We start from the raw sequence: 20,876 nt of genomic DNA, 5'->3' as shown, positions 1-20,876 counted from the left end.
CCGTTATTCTCCCGGCTGTTCAGAAGCGACGACGGCATCCACCGCCACACCCGGGCGAACCCTTTGCAGGCCCTCGACGATCACGCTTTCGCCTTCGCGCAAACCATCCAGCACGATGATCGCAGTTCCGACGGTATCGCCCGTGGTGATGTAACGCTGTTCGACCAGTTGCTTGTCATTGACCACCAGAACAAATTCGCCGCGCTGATCGCGCTGCAAAGCGGCCTGGGGGACCAACACCTGAAGCGTCGGCTCCAGCGCCTCGATCTGAACGCTCAGGAACTGACCGTCTACGATCAGGCGGGCGGCATTGGGGAATTGCGCCCGAAGTGTAATCGCACCTGTCAGCGGATCGATGCGGTTATCTACAAAAACGATCTCACCGGTTTCGTCCAGCGCTGTTCCATTGGGCAGGGTCAGGTGCACGTTCGGACTTTGGTCGCTTTCGGCCAAGGACGCTGCGCTTTCACCATATTGTTCAAGAACCGAAGTGAACTGTTTTTCGTTCAACGAGAAATTCACGAAGATGGGCGCTTCGCTGACAAGGTTCACGAGCGGCGGGTTTGTTGGCCCGACCACGTCGCCGACACTTGTATTCACGCGACCGATCCGGCCGGCAAACGGCGCGTGAATTTCCGTATAGCTCAGGTCTAGTTCGGCTTGCTGAATGGCGGCATTAGCAGCTTTTACCTCGGCTTCCGCGACCAGTTCGTTGGCGCGGGCGGTGTCACGTTCGGCTTCCGGAGTCGCATCGCGTTGATACAGCTCTTCCTTCCGGGCTAAATCAATCTTGGCCAGTTCCAGATTGGCCTCGGCGCGTTCCAGATCTGCTTTGCGAGCCTCTAAAGTCGCCTCATAAAGGTCGGGTTCGATGGTGAACAGCAGGTCGTCTTTTTGGACCAGAGCACCGTCATCAACATCCTGAGTTTCAAGAAACCCGTTTACCCGGGCAACGATGTCGACCTTGTCGATCGCCTCGGCGCGCCCGATGAACACTGCCTCATCCGTGATCTCTTCGGTGTATGCAGCCGCAATCGAGACTTTCGGTGGCGGGGCTTCGCTTTGGTCCTGTGCGACGGCGGCGTGTGCCAGTCCCAGACAGATCACAGCGGCGGAGGGCCAGAGGAATTTGCCGGCACGGCTGCTGTGAGGGGATTTCGAAAACGTCGGTACAAGGGACATGGCAATTGCCTCGTTGAAGAAAACTATACACGACCCGAACCGTCACTAACGGGCCGAGTCGCCAGAACTTTTCGTCAGGATGGCGGGTTTGAATGTATTTCTCAACCTTGTTGACGCCCGTTACTGGATGTCGGTTCCAGAAATTATCACGACAGGTCGCAGGTTTACCGGCAGCTTTTGACAATTGGTAGGCGGATTGGCGCCGTAGCAATTAGAGGGCAAAGTGGATAGCCAAAGAAAAAGGGGAGCAAATTGCCCCCCCCTTAGGTTGTCTGAATGATTTTCTTAGTCCCGCGTGCCTGCGAACCGGGACTGCCAGTCTTCACGTTGATCATCCGTGATTTTGGCGAACAGCACGTCCGGAACCGCGAAATCATGCCCGGCGGGCAGGGCATTCAACGCGGCCGCCACGTCTTCGGGCCAGCGGGTATCAAGCGTGTTCATCGCGCTGAGCATTTTAGCCGACGTTTCCGGAATGAACGGAGCGCTGAGCACTGCATAGAGACGGATCAGGTTGAGGCCCAGACGAACTTGTGCCGCTGCCTGTTCCGGATCTTCCTTAAAAGTCGACCAGGGGGCTGCCGCCTGCAGATATTCGTTGCCCGCAACCCAGATCGCGCGCAGCTCCTGCGCGGATTTGCGAACCTCCATCGCCTCCATATGCCCTTCATAGGCCCGGATTCGTTTGGTGAGCTCATCAATCAGCGCCTGTTCGCGTTCGCCATAGGCACCACCCTCGGGCACAGCCTCACCGAATTTCGAACGGCAAAACTTGGTGATCCGGCTGACAAAGTTCCCAAGAACATCCGCAAGGTCCTTGTTCACGGATTGCTGGAAGTTTTCCCAAGTGAATTCACTGTCACTGCTTTCGGGCGCATGGCTCAGGAGCCACCAGCGCCAATAATCGGCGGGCAGGATTTCAAGCGCCTGATCCATGAATACGCCACGGCCCTGGCTGGTCGAGAACTGGCCGCCGTCATAGTTCAGGTAATTGAACGATTTCAGGTGGTCGACCATCTTCCACGGTTCGCCCGATCCCAGAATAGTCGCCGGGAAAGACAGAGTGTGGAAAGGCACGTTATCCTTGCCCATGAACTGGACATAGCGCACGTCTTCGGCACCTTTGTCGGTGCGCCACCAGCGTTCCCAATCGGCGTCGGTCTTGCCGTTGGCGTCGGCCCATTCCTTGGCGCAGGCAATGTACTCGATGGGCGCGTCGAACCAGACGTAGAAGACTTTGCCTTCCATGCCCGGCCAGTCCCGATCGCCTTTCTTGACCGGCACACCCCAATCCAGGTCTCGGGTAATGCCACGGTCTTGCAGGCCGTCACCGTCATGCAGCCATTTCTTGGCAATCGAAGTGGTCAGGATCGGCCAGTCGTGTTTGCTGTCGATCCACGCATCCAACTGATCCTTCATTGCCGATTGGCGCAGATACAGGTGCTTGGTCTCACGCACTTCCAAATCGGTCGAGCCGGAAATGGCCGAGCGTGGCTCGATCAGGTCGGTCGGGTCCAGCTGCTTGGTGCAGTTCTCACACTGGTCACCACGCGCGCGCTCATAACCGCAATTGGGGCAGGTGCCCTCGATATAGCGGTCGGGCAGAAAGCGGCCATCGGCGTTGGAATAGACCTGTTTCTCGCTGACTTCGCGGATCAGGCCCGCGTCGTCCAGCTTACCGGCAAAATGTTGCGTCAGACGCTTGTTCTGTTCGCTGGACGAGCGACCAAAGTGGTCAAAGCTCAGCCCAAAGCGGTTGGCGATGTCGGACTGCACTCCATGCATCTCGGCGCAATACTCGGCGACTGGTTTGCCTGCTTTTGCCGCCGCTAATTCAGCCGGGGTGCCGTGTTCATCGGTGGCACACAGGAACATGACCTCGTTCCCCCGGCCGCGCTGGTAGCGCGCGTACAGATCTGCCGGCAATTGCGAGCCGATCAGGTTTCCGAGGTGCTTGATCCCGTTGATGTAGGGGATCGCCGAGGTGATGAGAATCCGAGCCATGTACCGTATCCACGTAACTGTCTGCGCGCCCGTCTACATTATGTAACGGGCCAGCAAAACCCCGCATTCACGGATAAGCGCCTGAAAGGCAGGTAAGAGCGGGTCTGACACGGGCCTTCGCGTAGTTTCCCGTAAACGTGTATTATTAGGCGCATCAGTCACGTGGGGGGCAATATGAAACTATTTTCGGTTGATCGCCTGAAACATCTGTCCGTTATTCTCTGTTTGAGCGTTTTTGCGGTACCACCTGGCGTTTGGGCCGATCAAAGTAAGGCCATGGACGCTGTCGGGGCCTTCGACAAAGCTATGCTGTCGATTTTTCGCCGGGGTCAGGATGCGCTGACGGCAGAAACCCGACCTGTAATGGTGATCGCGCGGGACGTTACCATCATGTCCGACAATGGCGAGGTTTCGTTCCCAAGGGGCGCACCGAACTATCTTATTTTCAAGTCAACTTCCCACGTTCTGCTGGGGATTATCGGAGCAGTCACCCCGTGGCCGAACGAAGACAGCGAGAATCCGCGCTGGAAGCGGGATTTTGCAACCATCGCACAGGAAATCGACACCCTCCTGCCCGCGATAGATGGCATCGACCTGCCGCAAGAAGAGATCGCCCGGCAACGACAAATGCTTGAGGGCGCTCGTAGCTTTGTGAGCGGGGCGGTCAAACGCGGGACACTCACGCGACAGGACGTGACAGATGCGATCAACGGCATGCGCCCGATCTGGGCGGCCAACATGCGTGAAGCGGCGCGGGCCGAGCTGGCCACGTTACACAAGGCCGTGTCGGACGCGCGCGCTGCGGTCAGCAAAGAAGTCTGGGACGACATGTATGTTGTTCATCACGGCGGGTCGAATGTGACGGGGATAAACGTTGTTGAGCTGTATCTGGAGCGGGTAATGCCGAAGAAAGTCGCGGCGGGCCAGGTCATGTTTGCCGAAAACGCGCATGGCAACAAAGCGATGGCCGATTTCGTCGGTTACGAGCGAATGCAACGTCTTGTCGGCGCCTGGGCGTTCGGGGATCCGGGGCGTATGGAAGTTGACCTGCTGGGATATGAAGCAGGCTCTCTTCTGGATGAAATGATCCCATCCCCGCCGCCGTCGGAGTAGCATTCCGGGCTCCATCCCTCGGGCAATCGCCTGAGCGGCCGACCATCGGACAAGTCGATAAGTTCGGGCTTGTCCCCGAAGAAGCTGCGACCAATCAATAACATAGCTGAGCCGGAAAAATCCCGCCTCTTGTGCTACCGGCCTTCGCGTGACCGCTTCAGTAAGCGACCAATCGTAAACGACGTGCGCGGCGCGTAGACATAGTTGGTTCTCTCTTCCGGTGTTGGGCGCGAGCGCATCCGCGCAAGGCCGAAGATGATCAGGAAAACATGTCCAAGCGCTACGAAAGCGAACAAGGCACCTGGGCCGAATTGCTGGATCAATGTCGAAGAGATATAGGGCGAGGCAATCGCACCCAGCGCGTACCAGAACATCAGCGCGGCCGATAGCTCAACCCGTTGTTCCGTTGTGGCAAAGTCATTTGCGTGCGCCGATGACACCGAGAAGATCGGGAACGTTGTGAAGCCGAACAGAACGGCGGCCGTCATGACGCCTATCGTGCCAGTCCCGCTTGCGGCCATTGTTATCCCGCAACTCAGGACCGCGGCAACGGAAAGCCAGATCAGCACCCAGCGACGGTCGTATTTGTCCGCAAGCCAGCCCATCGGATATTGGGCCAGCGCCCCGCCCAGAACAAAAGACGCCAGGAAGAAGGCGATTTGATCCACGCCCAGCCCAACCTCTTGCCCGTAGACGGGACCCACCATCCGGAACGAAGCCGAGCTCAACGCCGCCACGATCACACCAGCAACCGCCAATGGCGAACTGCGCCAGGCCAGTTTCGGTCGCAGGCGCGGAGCATCCGGCGTTTTGGGCTGGCTGGCTCGCGTCATCGTAAGGGGCAAAAGGGCGGCGCAGCAAAGAATCGCCAACAGGTTGTAAGAGACATAAGATGCGGGTGGCAGAACGGCGATGATCAGCTGCGCACCAAGGGACGCCCCCATATCGACAATGCGGTAGGTGCCCATGGCGCGCCCACGTGTCTCATTTGTGACCTTGGCGTTCAGCCATGCCTCGATCACCGTATAACTGCCTGCGACGCAGGTGCCGGATGCGATCCTGAGCGCGGCCCAGATATACGGGTTGTCGGTCAGTGTGTGACCGATCAGACCCATCGCACCCAAGGCTGTGCAGACCGCAAAGGCGCGAGAGTGGCCGACATTGCCCATAAGCCGCGGGGCCCACCAGCACCCGATAAAGAACCCAAGAAAATGCGCCGATCCCAACAGACCGATCTGCTCGGTTGTGAATTCAAGCGTGATGCCCGAGATCGCATCCAGAGGACCAACGCCGCCCGTCGAGAGCTGCAGAAGAATGACCGAAAGAAAAAGGGCGGCAAAAGAAATGATCGTGCGCATAGTAGGGCCAGCATTACCGCATTAACCAGCGGTGCGCGTTCTAATTCGACTTTTGCGCGTCGTTTTTTGCCTTTCGTGTGTCAGGTCTTCCGGATCAGTTCGGCTCGGATGTTGAGCGTGACGGTGTCCGCGACCAAATCCGGGTATCCGGATGCACCATACGCATGGCGATTCAAAGCACCGGATAGCAGAATGGACAATGCGCTCAGATCATCCGCTGCAGTTCCTGGCCTGCGGTAGAGATTGGCCCGAAGCGTCACCGGACGCGTCACACCGCGAACGGTCAGATCTCCGGTTATGGTCGCACCCTCAGAGATACGACCGGTCGGGCCAAGCTGTATTCGGGTGGATTTGAATGTGATGGTGGGAAAGTCCTGTGCGTTCAGAACGCTTTGACTCAGCATCGGGCCGCGGGCAAAGGGCAGCCTGGTGCGTGCAGCGGCCACATTTAACACCACGGTAACACGGCTGTTTTGCAACTGATCAGTGTCGATCTGGACGTTTGCCGATTGGATTGGCATCGTACCTGACTGGGCGACCCCAGAGAGCATGAAGGAAAAGCCGACGGATGTCCCGACCGGAGACAACATGTAAGGGACCAGTGCGGCTTGTGCCTGCCGTGCCAGCGGCAACGCCACCAGACCCGCCAGCATGGATCGTCTTGTCAGCGCGCTCATGCCGGAACCTCTTGCCTGCGCGGCCGGGAACGGCTGAGCAGGAATAGCAGAATGCCGATGTTCAGACCGTTCCAGAGGATACCGTTGATAAAGGCCAGTTGGTAATTGCCGGTGACGTCGTAGATCCAGCCGGACATCCATCCCCCCAGTGCCATGCCCATGATGGTCATCATCATGACAAACCCCACACGTGCACCCGCTTCCTGAGGGGGCATGTATTCACGCACCACCAACGCATAGCCGGGGACAATGCCGCCCTGCGAAAGGCCAAAGAGCAAACTGATCACATAGAGCGAGACCATTCCGTCGTAAGGGAGGAATAGTAGCAATGCGAGACATTGCAGGACCGAGCCAATAAGGACTGTTCGAACGCCGCCCAGTTGATCGGCGACAAGGCCCGAGATGACTCGGCTGATGACCCCTCCGAACAGCATCAGAGACAGCATCTCTGCGCCGACTGTGGGTCCGTAACCCAGCCCGACGCAATAGGATACGATATGCACTTGAGGCATCGACATTGCGACACAGCACGAGATCCCGGCCAGCCCCAGAACATATCGCAGCGTCCGGGGAGAAATTCCGACGCTGCGTGCTTTGATTTGCGCTGCAGATGCGGCGGTGCTGTGCGCCTCGTCCGGGACTTGTCGACGAAGTAGCAACGATAGTGGGATGACGACAACCAACGTGATGACCGCCAGTGTCAGGTAAACCTGCTGCCAGCCTTCTCGCGCCAATATGCCGGACAGTAAGGTGGGCCAGATCGCCCCGGACAGGTAGTTGCCGCTGGCCACGAGGCCCACGGCGATCCCACGTCGTTTCATGAACCAGTGCGAGATATCTGCGATTAGCGGTCCAAAACCGATAGATGCTCCGAGCCCCAAAAGAAGATGTGCGACAGATAAAAGAACAATGCTGGGAGACAGCGTTGCCAGCAGATAGCTGACGGCGCTTAGGATTGCGGCCCCGATCAGGGCTTTGGTTACACCCAGCCGGTCCACCAATTGCCCCATCCACAGATTGCCCAGCGCAAAGCCGATCATGGCCAGTGTGTAGGGCATCGCCGCTTCTGCTCGTCCGGCGCCGAATTGTGTTTCGACGGCAGGCATCACGACGATGACGGCCCACATTCCTACATTCGCCACGGTTGCGATGATCAGGGTGATCGCAAGGCGCAGCCAGGAATACGAACTATCGTGGATCGCATGGCTCATGCCGAAACGCTAGGGCTCGCCCCATGTTTTGGCCAGTCACAACTCCCGTGAGGGGCGCATGATCACACGGGTGTGTCTTCTGTGGCGATCTGCTGCAGGTGCAGGCCGGCGCGCGGTCTGGTCTGGGTGGCGTGCCAGCTGACCGGGGGCAGGGCGCGGGCGCGGCGGCGGGTCAGGGTCCAGCGTCGGGCCTCGGCCTTGTGGGTTGCGGCCATGTGCCAGCGCGTCTCGACCCCCTGCGCGCCGCCGTCACCGGGCGTCAGCAGCAACCCCAGCGGAGCCCGCCCCATCGCGCCGCCCTGTTCGGCGGCCAGATGCATCCGCCGTACCGGCGTCAGGCCCGGTGCGCCGGGCAGATCACCGATGACCAGCGGGATGGCCCCGCTGCGCAGCGCCTCTTCGATGCACCACAGCAGGTCTTCGGATCGGGTCGGGCGGACAAACAGGAACCGGGCCGGGTCGGCAAAAGCCATCATACCGTCAGGATTCAGTTGCCCGGGTTCCCACGCGGGCGAAATCCACAGCACCGGCCCCTGTGCCTGACCGGCCAACCACATGGCAAAGCTGCGCCGGGCAGGGCCGCAGGCCTCGTGTACGCGGGCCAGTTGCAGGCTGATCTGCGGATGGAGGTTTATCCCCGGCGCCTCACGCGCGGGTTTGCGGCCAAGAAGGTTTGTAGACATGCCGTGAGACTATCATGTTCTCACTTTGTTCTCAATCGGGGAATGTGGCCGATGATCCGTTCAACGCGCCAAAATCAGACGACCATCGGCGAACTGGATATTCGAAAACCGATGCAGATAGTCCATGCCCAGAAGCGATTGATGCAACTCACCCTCATTCACCCAGGCTGACACGTTTCGGTCGGTGATCGGCCCAAGGGTCAGGGTGTCGAGGCGCACCGGCGCTGTGCGGACTTCTCCGTTCGCGGTGGCGGCGCGACCGAAATAGTTCAATTGGTCGGGGTCGATGCCAATACGCTCGGCGTCTTGTTCGCTCAGGACAATCTGGCTTGCGCCGGTGTCGACAAGGAAGGTGATCGGCTCGCCATTCACCTCAACAGGCAGGTAGTAATGCCCGTCATAAGCGCGCGGAACCTCGACCGTTTGGCCGGTGACTGTCATCTGCGGGGCTGGGCTGACGGTTGTGCGGATGTCCTCCCACAAGCCGACAACAGCGATGACGCCGATAAAAATCAGCACCCAGGCAACGACCTGTTGCAATGTCTTATTCAGCGTTTGGCGATTTTGCGAAAAAAACCATGCCGCAACGGCCGCGCCGAGCAATCCCAGATACGCCAAACGTGCAATGCTGTCGCCGTCCATACCGTTACCCTAACCAATTCACCTGAAAGGTATATGGGGATTTATGACGCAAATCCAAAGGCCTTCAGACCATCCAGAATGAACTGGACCGATAGCGCCGCCAGCAACATGCCCAACAGCCGCGTCAGCACGTTCAACCCGGTTTTGCCCAGCATGCGCGCAATCAGGCCGCCTGACAGGAAAAACGTCAAAACCACGGCCATGACCGCCAGCATGACGATGCAGGCTTCGGCAATGCCGAGAATGCCGGGATGCTGACCGGCCAGCAGGATGATCGTCGCAATCGATCCCGGTCCGGCGACCAGTGGAATGGCCAGAGGGAACACGGATGGGTCCGGGTGTTCCTCTTCTTCTTCGACCCGGTCTTCGCGGCGTTTGGTGCGGCGTTCGAACAACATGTCCAACGCGGTCAGGAACAGCAACGCGCCACCAGCGACCTTGAACGCCTCCATCGAGATGCCGACAAAGCCCAGAACCGCCTCGCCGAAGGCGGCAAAGGCGATCAGGATTCCCGAGGCCGTCGCGCAGGTACGTAAAGCCACCTTACGGCGGGCGCGGGAGTCCATGCCCTGTGTCAGCGCCACGAAGATCGGGGTCGTGCCAAAGGGGTCGATCACCACGAACAGCGTGGTGAAGGCGGTGATGAAAAAGGCCAGGTCCATCATGCGGCGTTCTCGGCGTTTTCAAGGCGTTCAGCGGCAGCGACCCACAGGGTTTCCGCCTTTTGCATGGCTTCGACGACCTCAGCAAACTTACGGTTCCACGCCTCAAGATCGTTGATCTTGTCATCCTCGTACAGGGCTGGATCCGCCAGTTTGGCCGAGAGTTTGTCGTGCATATCCGTCAGTTTCTCGATCCGGTCTTCGCATTTGCGCAGATCGGCACGCAGCGCCAGCACCGCCTCACGCGAGGGACGTTTGGGTTTTGCGGCCTGCGGCTTTTCTTTCACCGGTTTGTCGCGTGCCAGCAGCATGGCACGATAGGCCTCAAGGTCTCCGTCATACTGCTTCACCGTTCCGCCCGAGACCAGCCATAGCCGATCCGCAACCAGCGAGAGCAAGTGCATATCATGGCTGACCAGCACAACGGCGCCGGAATAGGCGGTCAGCGCTTCGACCAGCGCCTCGCGGCTTTCGATATCCAGGTGGTTGGTCGGTTCGTCGAGGATCAGCATATGCGGCGCGTCGATTGTGGCGATCAGCAAAGACAGGCGCGCCTTCTGACCACCCGACAGTCGGCCAACCAGTGTTTCCGCCTGATCTGCGCTCAAACCAAACCCAGCCAGACGCGAACGCCATTTTCCCGGCGCTTCGTCCGGGCGCAGGCGGCGCAAGTGATCCAGCGGTGTCTCGTCCACATGCAGCTCATCCACCTGATGCTGCGCGAAGTAACCGATGCGCAACCGGTTGCTGCGCGTCATCTTGCCTGCCATTAGGGGCAGGCGGTCGGACAGCAGCTTGGATAAGGTCGATTTGCCCTGACCGTTCTTCCCTAGCAGCGCGATCCGATCATCCTGATCAATACGCAGGTTCAGTCGGCGCAGCACTTCGGTCTCGCCATAGCCGGTCACACCGCCTTCGATCTGGATGATCGGGGGAGACAGTTCTTCCGGTTCAGGGAAGGAAAACGCGCGCAAGGCGGCCTCTTGTGGGGTCGAGACTAATTGGATGCGCTCGATCATCTTTAGGCGAGACTGCGCCTGAACCGCCTTGGACGCCTTGTAGCGGAAGCGGTCGACGAAACTTTGCAGATGAGCGATGCGGGCCTTGGCCTTGGCGTTCTCGGATTCAGCCTGTGCCAGACGTTCGGCGCGGCGTTCCGCGAACTTGTCGTAGGGAACCGCGTAGTAGGTCAGCTTGCGGTCTTCCAGATGCAGGATCGAGCCGACCGCCCTGTTCAGCAACCCCCGGTCGTGGCTGATGATGATGACGGTATGCGGATACTTCGCCAGATAGCTTTCCAGCCACAGCGCGCCTTCAAGGTCCAGATAGTTGGTCGGTTCGTCCAAAAGCAGCAGATCGGGCTGTGAAAACAACACCGCCGCCAGCGCCACACGCATCCGCCATCCGCCCGAGAAATCGGAACAGGGGCGCAGCTGGTCCTCGTCGTCAAATCCCAGACCCTTGAGGATCGAGGCCGCGCGGGCCTCGGCCGACCAGGCATCGATATCTGCTAGACGGGTCTGTATCTCGGCGATGCGTGCCGGATCCGTTGCGCTTTCGGCTTCGGCCATCAGGGCACTGCGCTCAACATCGGCTGCCAGTACCGTATTAATCAGAGAGACATCCGACGAGGGCACCTCCTGCGCAACGCCACCAATCCGCGCGCGTTTCGGCAGCACGATATTTCCCGATTCCAGGGCCAGTTCCCCCCGGATCAGCCGGAACAGGGTCGTCTTCCCTGTGCCGTTCCGGCCCACAAGACCAACCTTGTGGCCGTCGGGAATTGTCGCACTGGCCCCGTCGAACAGGGGGCGGCCTTCGACCGCGTAGGTTATGTCTTCGATCCGTAGCATGATGCGCTCTTAGCAGAGCAGTGTTGCCACCGCCAGCGGCTTGGCATGTTCAATATCGAAGCAATGTGTTAGCGCTGGTCCGGTTGGATTTCTTTACGGTTTCATCATGCGCGCGGCCCAGACGCCCCCCACATTGATCACGTTGATTTTCGCGACCGCTTTGTCGGTGCTGTCCCTGAATATGTTCCTGCCATCGCTGGCGCGGATGGGAGACGACTTTCAGGTTGATTACGCCCTGATCAACCTGTCGGTTGCGGGCTATCTGGCTGTGTCTGCCGTACTGCAATTGATCATGGGACCATTGTCGGACCGTTTTGGTCGCCGCCCGATCCTGCTGATTTCCATGGGTATATTCGCCTTCGCCTCTTTAGGCTGTGTGCTGGCAGAGTCGATCTGGGTGTTCCTTGGCTTCCGCCTTTTGCAAGCGGCTGTCGTAGCGGGCCCTGTGCTGTCCAGCGCGTCGATCCGAGATCTGTACACCCCGAACGAAGCCGCCAGCAAACTCGGCTATGTCGCCATGGCGATGGCTTTGGCGCCAATGCTTGGGCCGATGCTGGGCGGGGCACTGGATATGCTGTTTGGCTGGCGGGCCGGGTTCGTATTGTACTCCACCCTTGGTGCCGGAATGCTGCTATTGTTGTGGGCGGATATGGCCGAGACGAATACGAACCGGTCTGCAACGTTCTCGGCCCAATTGAAGGAATACCCGCACCTTTTTCGCGCACGCCGGTTTTGGGGCTATGCGCTGTGCGCCGCTTTCTCAATCGGTGCGTTCTTTAGCTTCATCACTGGTGCGCCCCTTGTAGCCGCCGTTTGGTTCGATCTGAGTCCGGCCATGCTGGGCCTTGGGATCGGCATCATCACCGGTGGATTCATGGTGGGAAATTTCATCACCGGACGCATTGCGGCCAGAACGCAGTTGACGACCATGATCCTGATCGGCCGGGTTATTGCCTCGGTTGGCCCACTTTGTGGTTTACTCTTATTTTTGGCGGATCAGGGGTCAGTCTGGGTGTTCTTAGGCTCTGCTGTTTTCGTGGGGTTCGGCAATGGCCTGACGAACGCCAATGCCTCGGCTGGAGTGATGTCGGTGCGCCCAAAGCTGGCTGGCAGCGCGGCGGGGCTATCCGGGGCCATGATCGTGGCGCTGGGGGCGGTGCTGACATCAATGACGGGCGCTTTCGTCACGCCCGAAAACGGGCCGTACCTGGTGCTGGGGATGATGTTTGCCAGCAGCTTTATCGGCCTGCTCGCCGTGCTTTACGTCCGCCGGGTCGACGCGTTGGAGCCCTTGCCGGACACAATCTGACCGCCAAAAACCGCAGGCGCAATCATTCCACTTTTCATGAGGCACATACCGTGTTAGGCGGCGCGCGATGGATTTCGGCGCGGGCCCCGCGCCATATAGTAAGGAGAGGCCGACATGGCACTGGAACGCACATTTTCGATCATCAAACCCGATGCAACCCGCCGCAACCTGACTGGCAAGATCAACGCCAAGTTCGAAGACGCCGGCCTGCGCATCGTTGCGCAAAAGCGCATCCACATGACAAAAGCTCAGGCTGGCAAGTTCTATGACGTGCACGCCGAGCGTCCGTTCTATGACGAACTGTGCGAATTCATGTCGTCGGCTCCGGTCGTCGTTCAGGTTCTGGAAGGCGAAGGCGCCATTGCAAAGAACCGTGAAGTCATGGGCGCAACCAACCCCGCAGACGCAGCACCCGGCACCATCCGCGCCGAGTTCGCTGAATCGGTTGGCGAAAACTCGGTCCACGGTTCGGACGCACCTGAAACCGCTGCTGTTGAGATCGCCTACTTCTTCTCGGGCATCGAACTGGTCGGCTAATCTGTCGCCAGTCAAAGATCAGGGCCGCATCCATCCGGGTGCGGCCTTTTTCGTTGTCAGACCTGTTTGAGGTCTTTCGGCGCGATCCGCACACCTATCGCGTCCAGTTCCGATATCATCAGATTTTCCGGCGCTGTGCTCACGCTGGCTTTGATCGCGTCGAATCTCTGACGCAGGGCTTTCTTTTCCTCGCCCTTGCAGTCGTTCCACGGACGACCCTGCAGCCCCATCACCAACACATAGTATCCGATGAAATGTGGACGCGTGCCTGCCTGCAACAGACGCGCGTAGGCCTCGTCTGCACCAAGCTCGCGCAATTGCTGCGCCGAGTGTATGTCCGCACGCCCGCAAGACTGTTCGAAGGCCGGGCCGAGGTTGCGGATTGATGAGACGGGGTCAGACATGCCCTTGTCTTAGCCGGATGGCCCGACAGAGTCATTTGGTTGTTTCGCGCGCTCTGTGCAAATCGTGTCTTACGTATGGTAAGTGGAAATATAAATTGATCCAATTTCCGGAATGTGACCACATGACGTCATGCTGTCATGAGGTCGTCCATGCCGAAGAACAAGGAAACCCCAAAAAAGACCGTTAAGGACAAAAAGAATACCTCATTAAGGCTGGATGGGAAAACACTGAAGGCCTTGAAAATTCGCGCGATCGAAGAGGGGACCAGTGTCCAGAAGATCGTGGAAACACTTGTGAACGACTATTTGGACATGCCGCGAAAAGGACGGTCCTGATGGCTCTGGTCGAGTGCTTCTTTGTAATCCCCGGTGCGTTTGACGAAGCCTGGTTTTCTGGCGGTTTGAAAGGGCTGGATCCTCGGTTTGAAGACGCAAAGCCGGCACAGGGCTTTGAGATCCTCGACTGCCATGACCAATCTCTCAGGGCGTCGGGCAAAGTTCTGATCGAATCCGGAGGAACATTGCGCTTGTTGCACGCGGGTGAACCCGTAACCCAGCGATGCAAAGGCAAGGGCAAGTTTGCGCAGGACTTACCCAAAGGGCCGGTACGCGATGGTCTTGCAGGATTTCCAAAACTTCGTGCGCTGATGAGCATGGGGGCAGGGCAACTTGAGAACCGCTCGTTTGCCATTCTCGATGATCTGCAGAAAACTCAGGTGCGCGGTTCCATGATGACGTTGTCCTCGGATTACGGGCAGGTGTCACTTGTGGCCGTGCAGCCCATGCGGGGTTACGACCGCTCATTTCAGGCCGTTTGCGGCAAGTTTGATGAGATGGCGGCGGGGGCGACCGGAACCGAACCTTTGTTCCAGGCATTGTTTCCGAATTTGGTTGTGTACAAAGCCAAACCTCAAATCAGTATTGGTACGCAAGAGCCGTCGATCGAGGTAGCCACCGATATCATCCGTACCTATCTTGCAGTCGCCCGCCAGAATGAGGCGGGCGTGCTCGCGGATATCGATACCGAGTTTTTGCACGATTACCGCGTCTCGCTGCGTCGTGTGCGTTCGGTGATCAGCTTATTCAAAGGGGTGTTCTCGCCAGACCAAACCACCGCTTTGAAGCGCGAATTTTCCGACCTTATGGCCCCTACCGGCCGGGTTCGGGATCTGGATGTCTATCTGCTTGAGAAGGACGATTACTTTGATCTGATCCCGCCCAACCTTCACGAGGGCGCCAAGGCCATGTTTGCGCAGTTCGAAAAAGAGCGCGCGCAGGCGCTCAGCAGTCTGTCCCGGCGCTTTCGTACTGCGTCTTACGATCAACAGATGAATGATCTGGCCGCGCTTTTTTCTGATCATGGCAACCTGCAACCGGGCGAAAATGCGGATCGAGCCGCATATGAGTATGCATGTGCCCTGATCTGGAAACGCTATCGTAAAGTCTGCAAACTGGCGCGGCGGATTACTCCGGATACACCAGATGACGACGTGCATGAATTGCGCATCGACTGCAAAAAGCTGCGGTATCTGATGGAGTTCTTTGCACCACTGTTCAATGCGAAAGCTTTCAAGACGATTATCAAGCCTTTGAAAAAGCTGCAGGATAACCTGGGGCTGTTCAACGATTTCTCAGTTCAGCAAGAGGCGCTTTTGCGTTTTGTTGCACAGCAAAGCAACAACCAAGGCCGTGCCAATGCACAGATTGCCATGTCGGTTGGGGGGCTGATTGCAGTTCTGAATCAACGCCAAAGGACCGAGCGCGACCGGGTGGTCGCAAATTTCCAGCATTTCGATAGCCCGGAAATCCGGCATCTGTTCCGTAGTTTGTTTCATAAGAAGGAGGGCTGAGGATTGAAGATCATTGCCTGCTACAGCAACAAGGGCGGTGTTGGTAAAACCGCAACCTCGGTTAATCTTGCTTATGCCTACGCCATGGCGGGGCAGACGGTTTTGTTATGCGATCTGGACGCGCAGGGGGCGGCTGGCTTTTACTTTCGGGTCAAGCCGTCGAAAAAGCTGACGGATGCCCGGTTCTTCGAAGATGTTGAACGGTTTACGGCATCAATCCGCGCCAGTGATTTCGAAGGGCTGGACGTGCTGCCCGCCAACATGACCTTCCGGGATTTCGACGTGTTTTTGTCGAGGATGCGGAACAAGCGCTCGAGACTGAAAAAGGCTTTGGTTTCGGCAGGCAGTGACTACGACGTGATCATTCTGGACTGCCCACCGAACTTTTCGACCCTGTCCGAAAACATCTTCAAAGCGGCTGATCAGATCGTTGTCCCGGTCATCCCGACGACCTTATCGGAACGTACATTCGACCAGCTTGTCAGCTTTTTCGACACTAAGAAGCTGCCGAAGAGAAAGCTGAAGGCGTTCTTTTCCATGGTGCAGCGCCGAAAGACCCTGCATCTGGAAACGATGGACGAGATGCAAAAACTGTATCGCAAGCGTTTCCTGCACAGTTCGATCCCTTTCGCGGCAGATGTCGAACGCATGGGGCAAAATCGCGCACCGGTTAGTGTTTTTGCGCCGCGCAGCGCTGCCAGCGCGGCTTATCAGGCGCTGTATGACGAGATAGAAAACGGAGTTGTTTCAAGCCAATGAGCACCGAAATTGAACGTAAATTTCTGGTGGCCGATCTGCCGGACCTGAGCGCTACGAAAAAGGCGGTGGTCCGTCAGGGTTATCTGACGGCACCGGACGATTCCACGGAACTGCGCCTGCGGCAGAAGGATGATAAACACTTTCTGACCCTCAAGGGGGGCGGCACGATGGTGCGTGTCGAACGTGAGGCCGAAATCACCGCTGACCAGTTCAACACCTTCTGGCCCGAGACCGAAGGTCGCCGGGTGGAAAAAGAGCGCTACACCGGGCAGTTGCCCGACGGACGGGTTTTTGAACTGGATATCTTTCTGGGGGACCTTGCACCGCTGCAATTGGTCGAGGTCGAATTCACCTCGGAATCCGAGGCGCGGGATTACACACCGCCGGTATGGTTCGGAATGGATGTCACTGCCGATAAACGCTACAAAAACAAGATGATGGCCATCAAGGGTGTGCCGGATTAAAGCTTGCGCGCCAACTTGATTGTAGCTTCGAGGCCCGGGTTGCGATTGTGTGCCTCAAACGCGCCTTGATGCATGTGAGATATCGCTGCGACCAGAGCGAGGCCCAACCCGGCATTTCGCTCGGTCCGTGCAGGATCGAGTGTTACGAACGGAACCTGCAGACGCGGCAGTTCGTCTTCGGGCACACCGGGGCCCCGGTCACGTACGCTCAGGCAAGCGAAGGGACCGTCTTCTGACAAGGTGATCGTAATGGCCGTTTCTTCCGGCGCGTAGCGCATGGCGTTTTCCAACAGGTTCGACAACGCCTGCGACAGAAGAGGGCGGTGGCCCTGAACGGCATTTGCAGTTCCAGTGACCTCTAGCGTAACCCCTTGATCAGAGGCCACAGGCTCGTAAAGCTCGACGACATCGCCGACCAGCTGCTGCAGGTCCACGGGCTCGAATTGTTCGCGGCCCACGCCGGCTTCGGCACGCGAGATCTCGGTCAGTTGTCCAAGAACGCGGAGTACGTGATCGATCTCGGTGGTTGCGCGGGCCACATCCACTTCGCGGTCCAGATCGCTTTTGTCGGGATCGGACAGCGACTCGACCCTTTGACGCAAGCGCGAAAGCGGTGATCGCAGGTCATGCGCGATTGAGTTGGATGTCGTGCGCAGGTTACTGATCAGTTCCTCGATCCGGTCCAGCATGGTGTTCAGAGTTCCGGCGACCTGATCAAATTCATCCCCGGTTCCACGCAATTGCATGCGACGGGACAGATCGCCGGAAACGATGTTTTCTGCCGTGCTTGCGATGTCCGACAATCTTGAAAACACCAACCGGGTGAACAGCCAGCCAGTCAGAAAGCTGAGGGCCAAAGCAATCGCCAGCGCCAGCGCAACGGCGCGCAACAGCGCCCGGTCGAATTGCTGTCGTGCCAAGGCGTCGCGACCAACCAACAGGCGTTCGCCTCCGGGCAGTCGAACCGAGGCCGCTGAAATTGGAACCAATTGGTCATTGTCAGCCCGCCGCAGTTCCAGATCGACCCAACCGCTGCCCGCGGTAACTTCGGTGGGCCAGTGCTTCAGGTTGCCAGCCAGCTTGACCCCGAAGCGATCGGTCAAAAGATACAGCGCGTCGCGCTCCGACGCCGTGGGCAGCCGCCGTTCGATAGCCTGTAACAGCCCGATAAGACCGCGCCGCTCGTATTCATCGGCCAGACCTGTCAGTTCGGCAGAAACCACCGAACGTGTTTCACCTTCAATGCTGCGATTGGCCGTGAAATACACAAGACCCAGCACAATTGCTGTCAGCAAGGTGCTGAGAACCATGCTGGCCAGGACTAGTCGGGTGCGCGAATTGTTGAACGAAAGTCGCAGGTTATCCATCGGATATCATGTAACCTGCGCCTCGAACTGTTTCAATCAAGGGTGGTCGGCCGCCTTCATCCAACTGGCGGCGCAGCTTTGAGATATGAACGTCGACCACGTTGGTATTCGGGTCGAAATGGTAATCCCAAACACCTTCCAGCAGCATGGTGCGCGAAACTACGCGGTTTTTACGGCGCAAGAAGAACTCAAGAATCTGAAACTCGCGCGGAGTCAGTGAAATCTCATGCCCGTCGCGGGTGACTTTGCGCGTCAGCAAGTCCATCTCAAGGTCGCGGCAGGTCAGCGTTGCAGTTTCCTCGGATTCCTGAGGACGCCGCAATAAGGCTTCGATCCGCGCGTGCAGTTCCTGAAACGAAAACGGTTTGACCAGATAGTCATCGGCACCTGAGCGCAGGCCTTTGACCCGCTCGTCAACGGCGCTCATAGCGGTCAGCATTAAGGTCGGGGTTTTCACCCCCGCCGCCCGCAGGGATCTGATCAGCGACAAGCCATCAAGGCCCGGCAGCATCCGATCCAGCACAATGGCGTCAAACCCGCCATCCGTGGCGTGGTACAGACCCTCACGCCCGTCGGCGGCCTGCTCGACCACGTAGCCTTCTTCGCCAAAACCCTTGGCGATGAATTCACGGGTGTCTTCGTCGTCTTCGACGATCAGCAAGCGACGGCTCATGTTTTGCCTTCCTTTCCAGCGGGATTTAAACACAAAAATCAGATAAAGCACAGGATTTGAAAAAATACGTGCCGGGTGCGTTGAGGAGCACCCGGCAGTCCCGGCGGAGAGCGGACAATTCAATCCGCCAGGGAGGCGCGCGCCAGAATTCCCCATCAAATGGCGCGCACAGGCTTAAGTTCAGGCGATTTCCACCGCCACGAAGATCTGGTTGCCGCCGCGATTGATCAGCACCAGGGCCGGATCGGTCTTTTCGCTGTCCAATGCGGCCTTCAGCGCGTCAGGTGTCGCGGTTTCCTGGCCGCCCAGCTTCACGATCACGTCGCCGCGTTGCAGACCGGCCTTGGCCGCGGGGCTGTCGGGCTTCAGCTCGGTCACGACCACGCCGTCGACGTTTTCAGCAACGCCCATCTGGGCGCGGTTGCTGTCGGTCAGCGGGGCGACGGTCACACCCAGGGCTGTGCCCGAGATGCCTTCGTCCACTGATTTGTCGATCTCGGCCGAGGCGCTCTGGTGCTGGCCGATTGTCAGGTTCAGCGTCTCTTCCTTGCCGTCGCGCAGAACGGTCAGGACACTGTCAGTGCCGACTTTGGTCGTTCCGACGAGGATCGGCAGGTCGCTGCTTGAGTCCACGGCTTCATCGTTGAACGTCAGGATGACATCGCCCTGCTGCAGAACGCCTTCGGCGGGGCTGCCGGAAACGACATCCGAAACCAGCGCGCCCGATGAGGCGTCGATGCCCATCGCGGCGGCAATCTCAGGACTGACGTTCTGGATAGAAACACCCAACCAGCCGCGGCTGACCTGACCATCATCACGCAGGTCCGCTGCAATATGTTCGACGATGTTCGAGGTCACGGCAAAGCCCAGGCCAACCGAACCACCGGTCGGTGAATATATGGCCGAGTTCACGCCGACAACTTCACCTTCCATGTTGAACAGCGGACCGCCCGAATTGCCCTTGTTGATAGCAGCATCGGTCTGGATAAACTCAGCGTAGGGGCCGGCCGAGATGTTGCGGCCTTTGGCCGATACGATGCCGGTGGTCACGGTAGAGTGCAGGCCGAACGGGTTGCCGATGGCGACAACATCTTCGCCTACGCGAATGACGTCGCTGTCGCCCAGTTCAACCGCTTGCAAGGTTTCACCCGCATCGATTTTGAGGATGGCAATATCGGTCAGCGGGTCGGTACCGATAATCTCGGCATCAAAACTGCGATCGTCGCTCAGGCGGACGGTTACAGTCGAGGCGTTGTCGACCACATGGTGGTTGGTCACGATGTAGCCGGCTTCATCCAGTACAAAGCCCGATCCCAGTCCCTGAGCCGGGCCGCGTTGCGGCATTTGAAAGCCCTCAGGGCCACCGAAACGCTCGAAGAACTCTCCGAATGGGTGTCCTTCGAAATCAAAGTTCTGTCCCTTGGCCTGTGCGGGCACGACGTCCTGCTCGGCGATGATTGTCACCACCGAGGGGGACACACTCTCAACCAGATCAGCCAGGGCCTCGTCCGCCAGCGAGGGCAGGGCGGTTGTGGCCAACAGTGCAGCGCTAAGCGCGGATACGCCGGCCCAGCTGGTAACACGTGGCAAAAGCAGAGAGGATTTACGGATGCTCATTTTAGTCTCCTGTTTATATCGCGCGATTGCGGCCGCGCGTTGAAAGAGGAGATGCGGCATCAGTCTGTGAGTTTCCTGTGCTGCACATTAAGAAATCTTAATTTCGCCACAAACGTGCCGTTCTATCGCTCCGACCCGAGAGATTGATGAACCGGCTGCGAATCAAAAGATTCGAATCAGTGGATTGTTGCTGAATTGACGGTCAATCTCTGAAATGACTTGAATTGATTCAGTTTTGGTAACAAAGGGCTGCCCGAAGACCGCTGAATGAAAATATTCGTCTTTTGGTTGTGGCCTGGTTTTTTGAATTTGTGCATAGTTAAAGCATATGCACCCAATAAGATTATTATATGCCCAATTAAGAATGTGCATAACACTGAATCTGGTGCATCAGGGTCGTTTTTGTGATCGCCTTTAAGTAGAGTTGCCTTCGGCGGGATGTTGCGCAAAAGCCAACCCGATATGCGAAAAATTAACTGTTCTTTCCAATTTTACGTTGTTTGGACGCACC

Annotated in this window: 20 protein-coding genes; 7 read left to right on the top strand and 13 right to left on the bottom strand. The window is 58.1% G+C overall.

Annotation, left to right across the window (positions count from 1 at the left end):
- Positions 1-3 precede the first annotated feature (3 nt).
- The gene (locus tag MHN28_RS07810; protein WP_239337743.1) at positions 4-1,182 is read right to left on the bottom strand and encodes an efflux RND transporter periplasmic adaptor subunit; all 1,179 of its coding nucleotides are present in this window, start codon (positions 1,180-1,182) and stop codon (positions 4-6) included.
- Positions 1,183-1,467: 285 nt separating this feature from the next.
- Positions 1,468-3,186 carry a methionine--tRNA ligase gene (metG, locus tag MHN28_RS07805; RefSeq protein ID WP_239337740.1) on the bottom strand — a complete coding sequence of 573 codons (1,719 nt, stop codon included), beginning with the start codon at positions 3,184-3,186 and terminating at the stop codon, positions 1,468-1,470.
- A 174-nt stretch (positions 3,187-3,360) separates the two neighbouring features.
- On the opposite strand from metG, the gene MHN28_RS07800 reads away from it, so the two are divergent.
- Entirely contained in the window at positions 3,361-4,299 is a 939-nt protein-coding gene (locus tag MHN28_RS07800; RefSeq protein ID WP_239337738.1) for a hypothetical protein, read from the top strand.
- Between the two features lie 134 nt (positions 4,300-4,433).
- Here MHN28_RS07800 and MHN28_RS07795 read toward each other — a convergent pair whose 3' ends face one another.
- From MHN28_RS07795 to MHN28_RS07765, 7 genes are all read right to left on the bottom strand, one after another.
- Positions 4,434-5,657 carry an MFS transporter gene (locus MHN28_RS07795; protein ID WP_239337736.1) on the bottom strand — a complete coding sequence of 408 codons (1,224 nt, stop codon included), beginning with the start codon at positions 5,655-5,657 and terminating at the stop codon, positions 4,434-4,436.
- An 80-nt stretch (positions 5,658-5,737) separates the two neighbouring features.
- A complete protein-coding gene (locus MHN28_RS07790; protein WP_239337734.1) occupies positions 5,738-6,334 on the bottom strand; it encodes a YceI family protein in 597 nt (198 codons plus the stop codon).
- On the bottom strand, positions 6,331-7,545 hold the full coding sequence (locus tag MHN28_RS07785) for a CynX/NimT family MFS transporter (protein WP_239337733.1): 1,215 nt from the start codon (positions 7,543-7,545) through the stop codon (positions 6,331-6,333). Before MHN28_RS07785 ends, MHN28_RS07790 begins: the two co-directional genes overlap by 4 nt.
- 62 nt (positions 7,546-7,607) lie before the next feature.
- Positions 7,608-8,228, bottom strand: a complete 621-nt coding sequence (locus MHN28_RS07780) for an ImuA family protein (protein WP_239337732.1) — start codon at positions 8,226-8,228, stop codon at positions 7,608-7,610.
- Positions 8,229-8,288: 60 nt separating this feature from the next.
- Positions 8,289-8,870, bottom strand: coding sequence for a TIGR02281 family clan AA aspartic protease (locus tag MHN28_RS07775; protein WP_239337731.1), 582 nt, complete (start codon positions 8,868-8,870; stop codon positions 8,289-8,291).
- A gap of 41 nt (positions 8,871-8,911) precedes the next feature.
- A complete protein-coding gene (locus MHN28_RS07770; RefSeq protein ID WP_239337730.1) occupies positions 8,912-9,535 on the bottom strand; it encodes a MarC family protein in 624 nt (207 codons plus the stop codon).
- Positions 9,532-11,385, bottom strand: coding sequence for an ABC-F family ATP-binding cassette domain-containing protein (locus MHN28_RS07765; protein ID WP_239337729.1), 1,854 nt, complete (start codon positions 11,383-11,385; stop codon positions 9,532-9,534). Before MHN28_RS07765 ends, MHN28_RS07770 begins: the two co-directional genes overlap by 4 nt.
- A 106-nt stretch (positions 11,386-11,491) precedes the next feature.
- Here MHN28_RS07765 and MHN28_RS07760 point away from each other — a divergent pair, with 106 nt between their 5' ends.
- Positions 11,492-12,694 carry a multidrug effflux MFS transporter gene (locus tag MHN28_RS07760; RefSeq protein ID WP_239337728.1) on the top strand — a complete coding sequence of 401 codons (1,203 nt, stop codon included), beginning with the start codon at positions 11,492-11,494 and terminating at the stop codon, positions 12,692-12,694.
- 114 nt (positions 12,695-12,808) lie between these two features.
- Positions 12,809-13,231, top strand: a complete 423-nt coding sequence (gene ndk, locus MHN28_RS07755; RefSeq protein ID WP_239337727.1) for a nucleoside-diphosphate kinase — start codon at positions 12,809-12,811, stop codon at positions 13,229-13,231.
- 56 nt (positions 13,232-13,287) lie between these two features.
- Here the strand turns inward: ndk and MHN28_RS07750 are convergent, their stop codons facing one another.
- Positions 13,288-13,635 carry a TfoX/Sxy family protein gene (locus MHN28_RS07750; protein WP_239337726.1) on the bottom strand — a complete coding sequence of 116 codons (348 nt, stop codon included), beginning with the start codon at positions 13,633-13,635 and terminating at the stop codon, positions 13,288-13,290.
- Positions 13,636-13,785: 150 nt separating this feature from the next.
- On the opposite strand from MHN28_RS07750, the gene MHN28_RS07745 reads away from it, so the two are divergent.
- From MHN28_RS07745 to MHN28_RS07730, 4 genes are read left to right on the top strand one after another with little or no spacing between them, the layout of a single operon-like run.
- Positions 13,786-13,971: a hypothetical protein gene (locus MHN28_RS07745; RefSeq protein ID WP_239337725.1), complete on the top strand. Its 186-nt coding sequence runs from the start codon at positions 13,786-13,788 to the stop codon at positions 13,969-13,971.
- On the top strand, positions 13,971-15,485 hold the full coding sequence (locus tag MHN28_RS07740; protein ID WP_239337723.1) for a CHAD domain-containing protein: 1,515 nt from the start codon (positions 13,971-13,973) through the stop codon (positions 15,483-15,485). The genes MHN28_RS07745 and MHN28_RS07740 overlap by 1 nt, the downstream gene beginning before the upstream one ends.
- Before the next feature lie 3 nt (positions 15,486-15,488).
- The gene (locus MHN28_RS07735; protein ID WP_239337721.1) at positions 15,489-16,244 is read left to right on the top strand and encodes a ParA family protein; all 756 of its coding nucleotides are present in this window, start codon (positions 15,489-15,491) and stop codon (positions 16,242-16,244) included.
- Positions 16,241-16,708, top strand: a complete 468-nt coding sequence (locus MHN28_RS07730) for a CYTH domain-containing protein (protein ID WP_239337719.1) — start codon at positions 16,241-16,243, stop codon at positions 16,706-16,708. Before MHN28_RS07735 ends, MHN28_RS07730 begins: the two co-directional genes overlap by 4 nt.
- Here the strand turns inward: MHN28_RS07730 and MHN28_RS07725 are convergent.
- From MHN28_RS07725 to MHN28_RS07715, 3 genes are all read right to left on the bottom strand, one after another.
- Positions 16,705-18,075 carry a HAMP domain-containing sensor histidine kinase gene (locus MHN28_RS07725; protein ID WP_239337717.1) on the bottom strand — a complete coding sequence of 457 codons (1,371 nt, stop codon included), beginning with the start codon at positions 18,073-18,075 and terminating at the stop codon, positions 16,705-16,707. The two genes, MHN28_RS07730 and MHN28_RS07725, sit on opposite strands and share 4 nt — an antisense overlap.
- The gene (locus MHN28_RS07720; RefSeq protein WP_239337715.1) at positions 18,068-18,748 is read right to left on the bottom strand and encodes a response regulator transcription factor; all 681 of its coding nucleotides are present in this window, start codon (positions 18,746-18,748) and stop codon (positions 18,068-18,070) included. The genes MHN28_RS07725 and MHN28_RS07720 overlap by 8 nt, the downstream gene beginning before the upstream one ends.
- A 180-nt stretch (positions 18,749-18,928) precedes the next feature.
- Positions 18,929-20,365, bottom strand: coding sequence for a Do family serine endopeptidase (locus tag MHN28_RS07715; RefSeq protein ID WP_239337713.1), 1,437 nt, complete (start codon positions 20,363-20,365; stop codon positions 18,929-18,931).
- Positions 20,366-20,876 lie beyond the last annotated feature (511 nt).

Origin of the sequence: Ruegeria sp. Ofav3-42, from assembly GCF_022347725.1 — a bacterium.
Taxonomy (GTDB): domain Bacteria; phylum Pseudomonadota; class Alphaproteobacteria; order Rhodobacterales; family Rhodobacteraceae; genus Ruegeria.
Note: the sequence above shows the minus strand (reverse complement) of the source record. Positions and strands in the feature narration are given on the sequence as shown.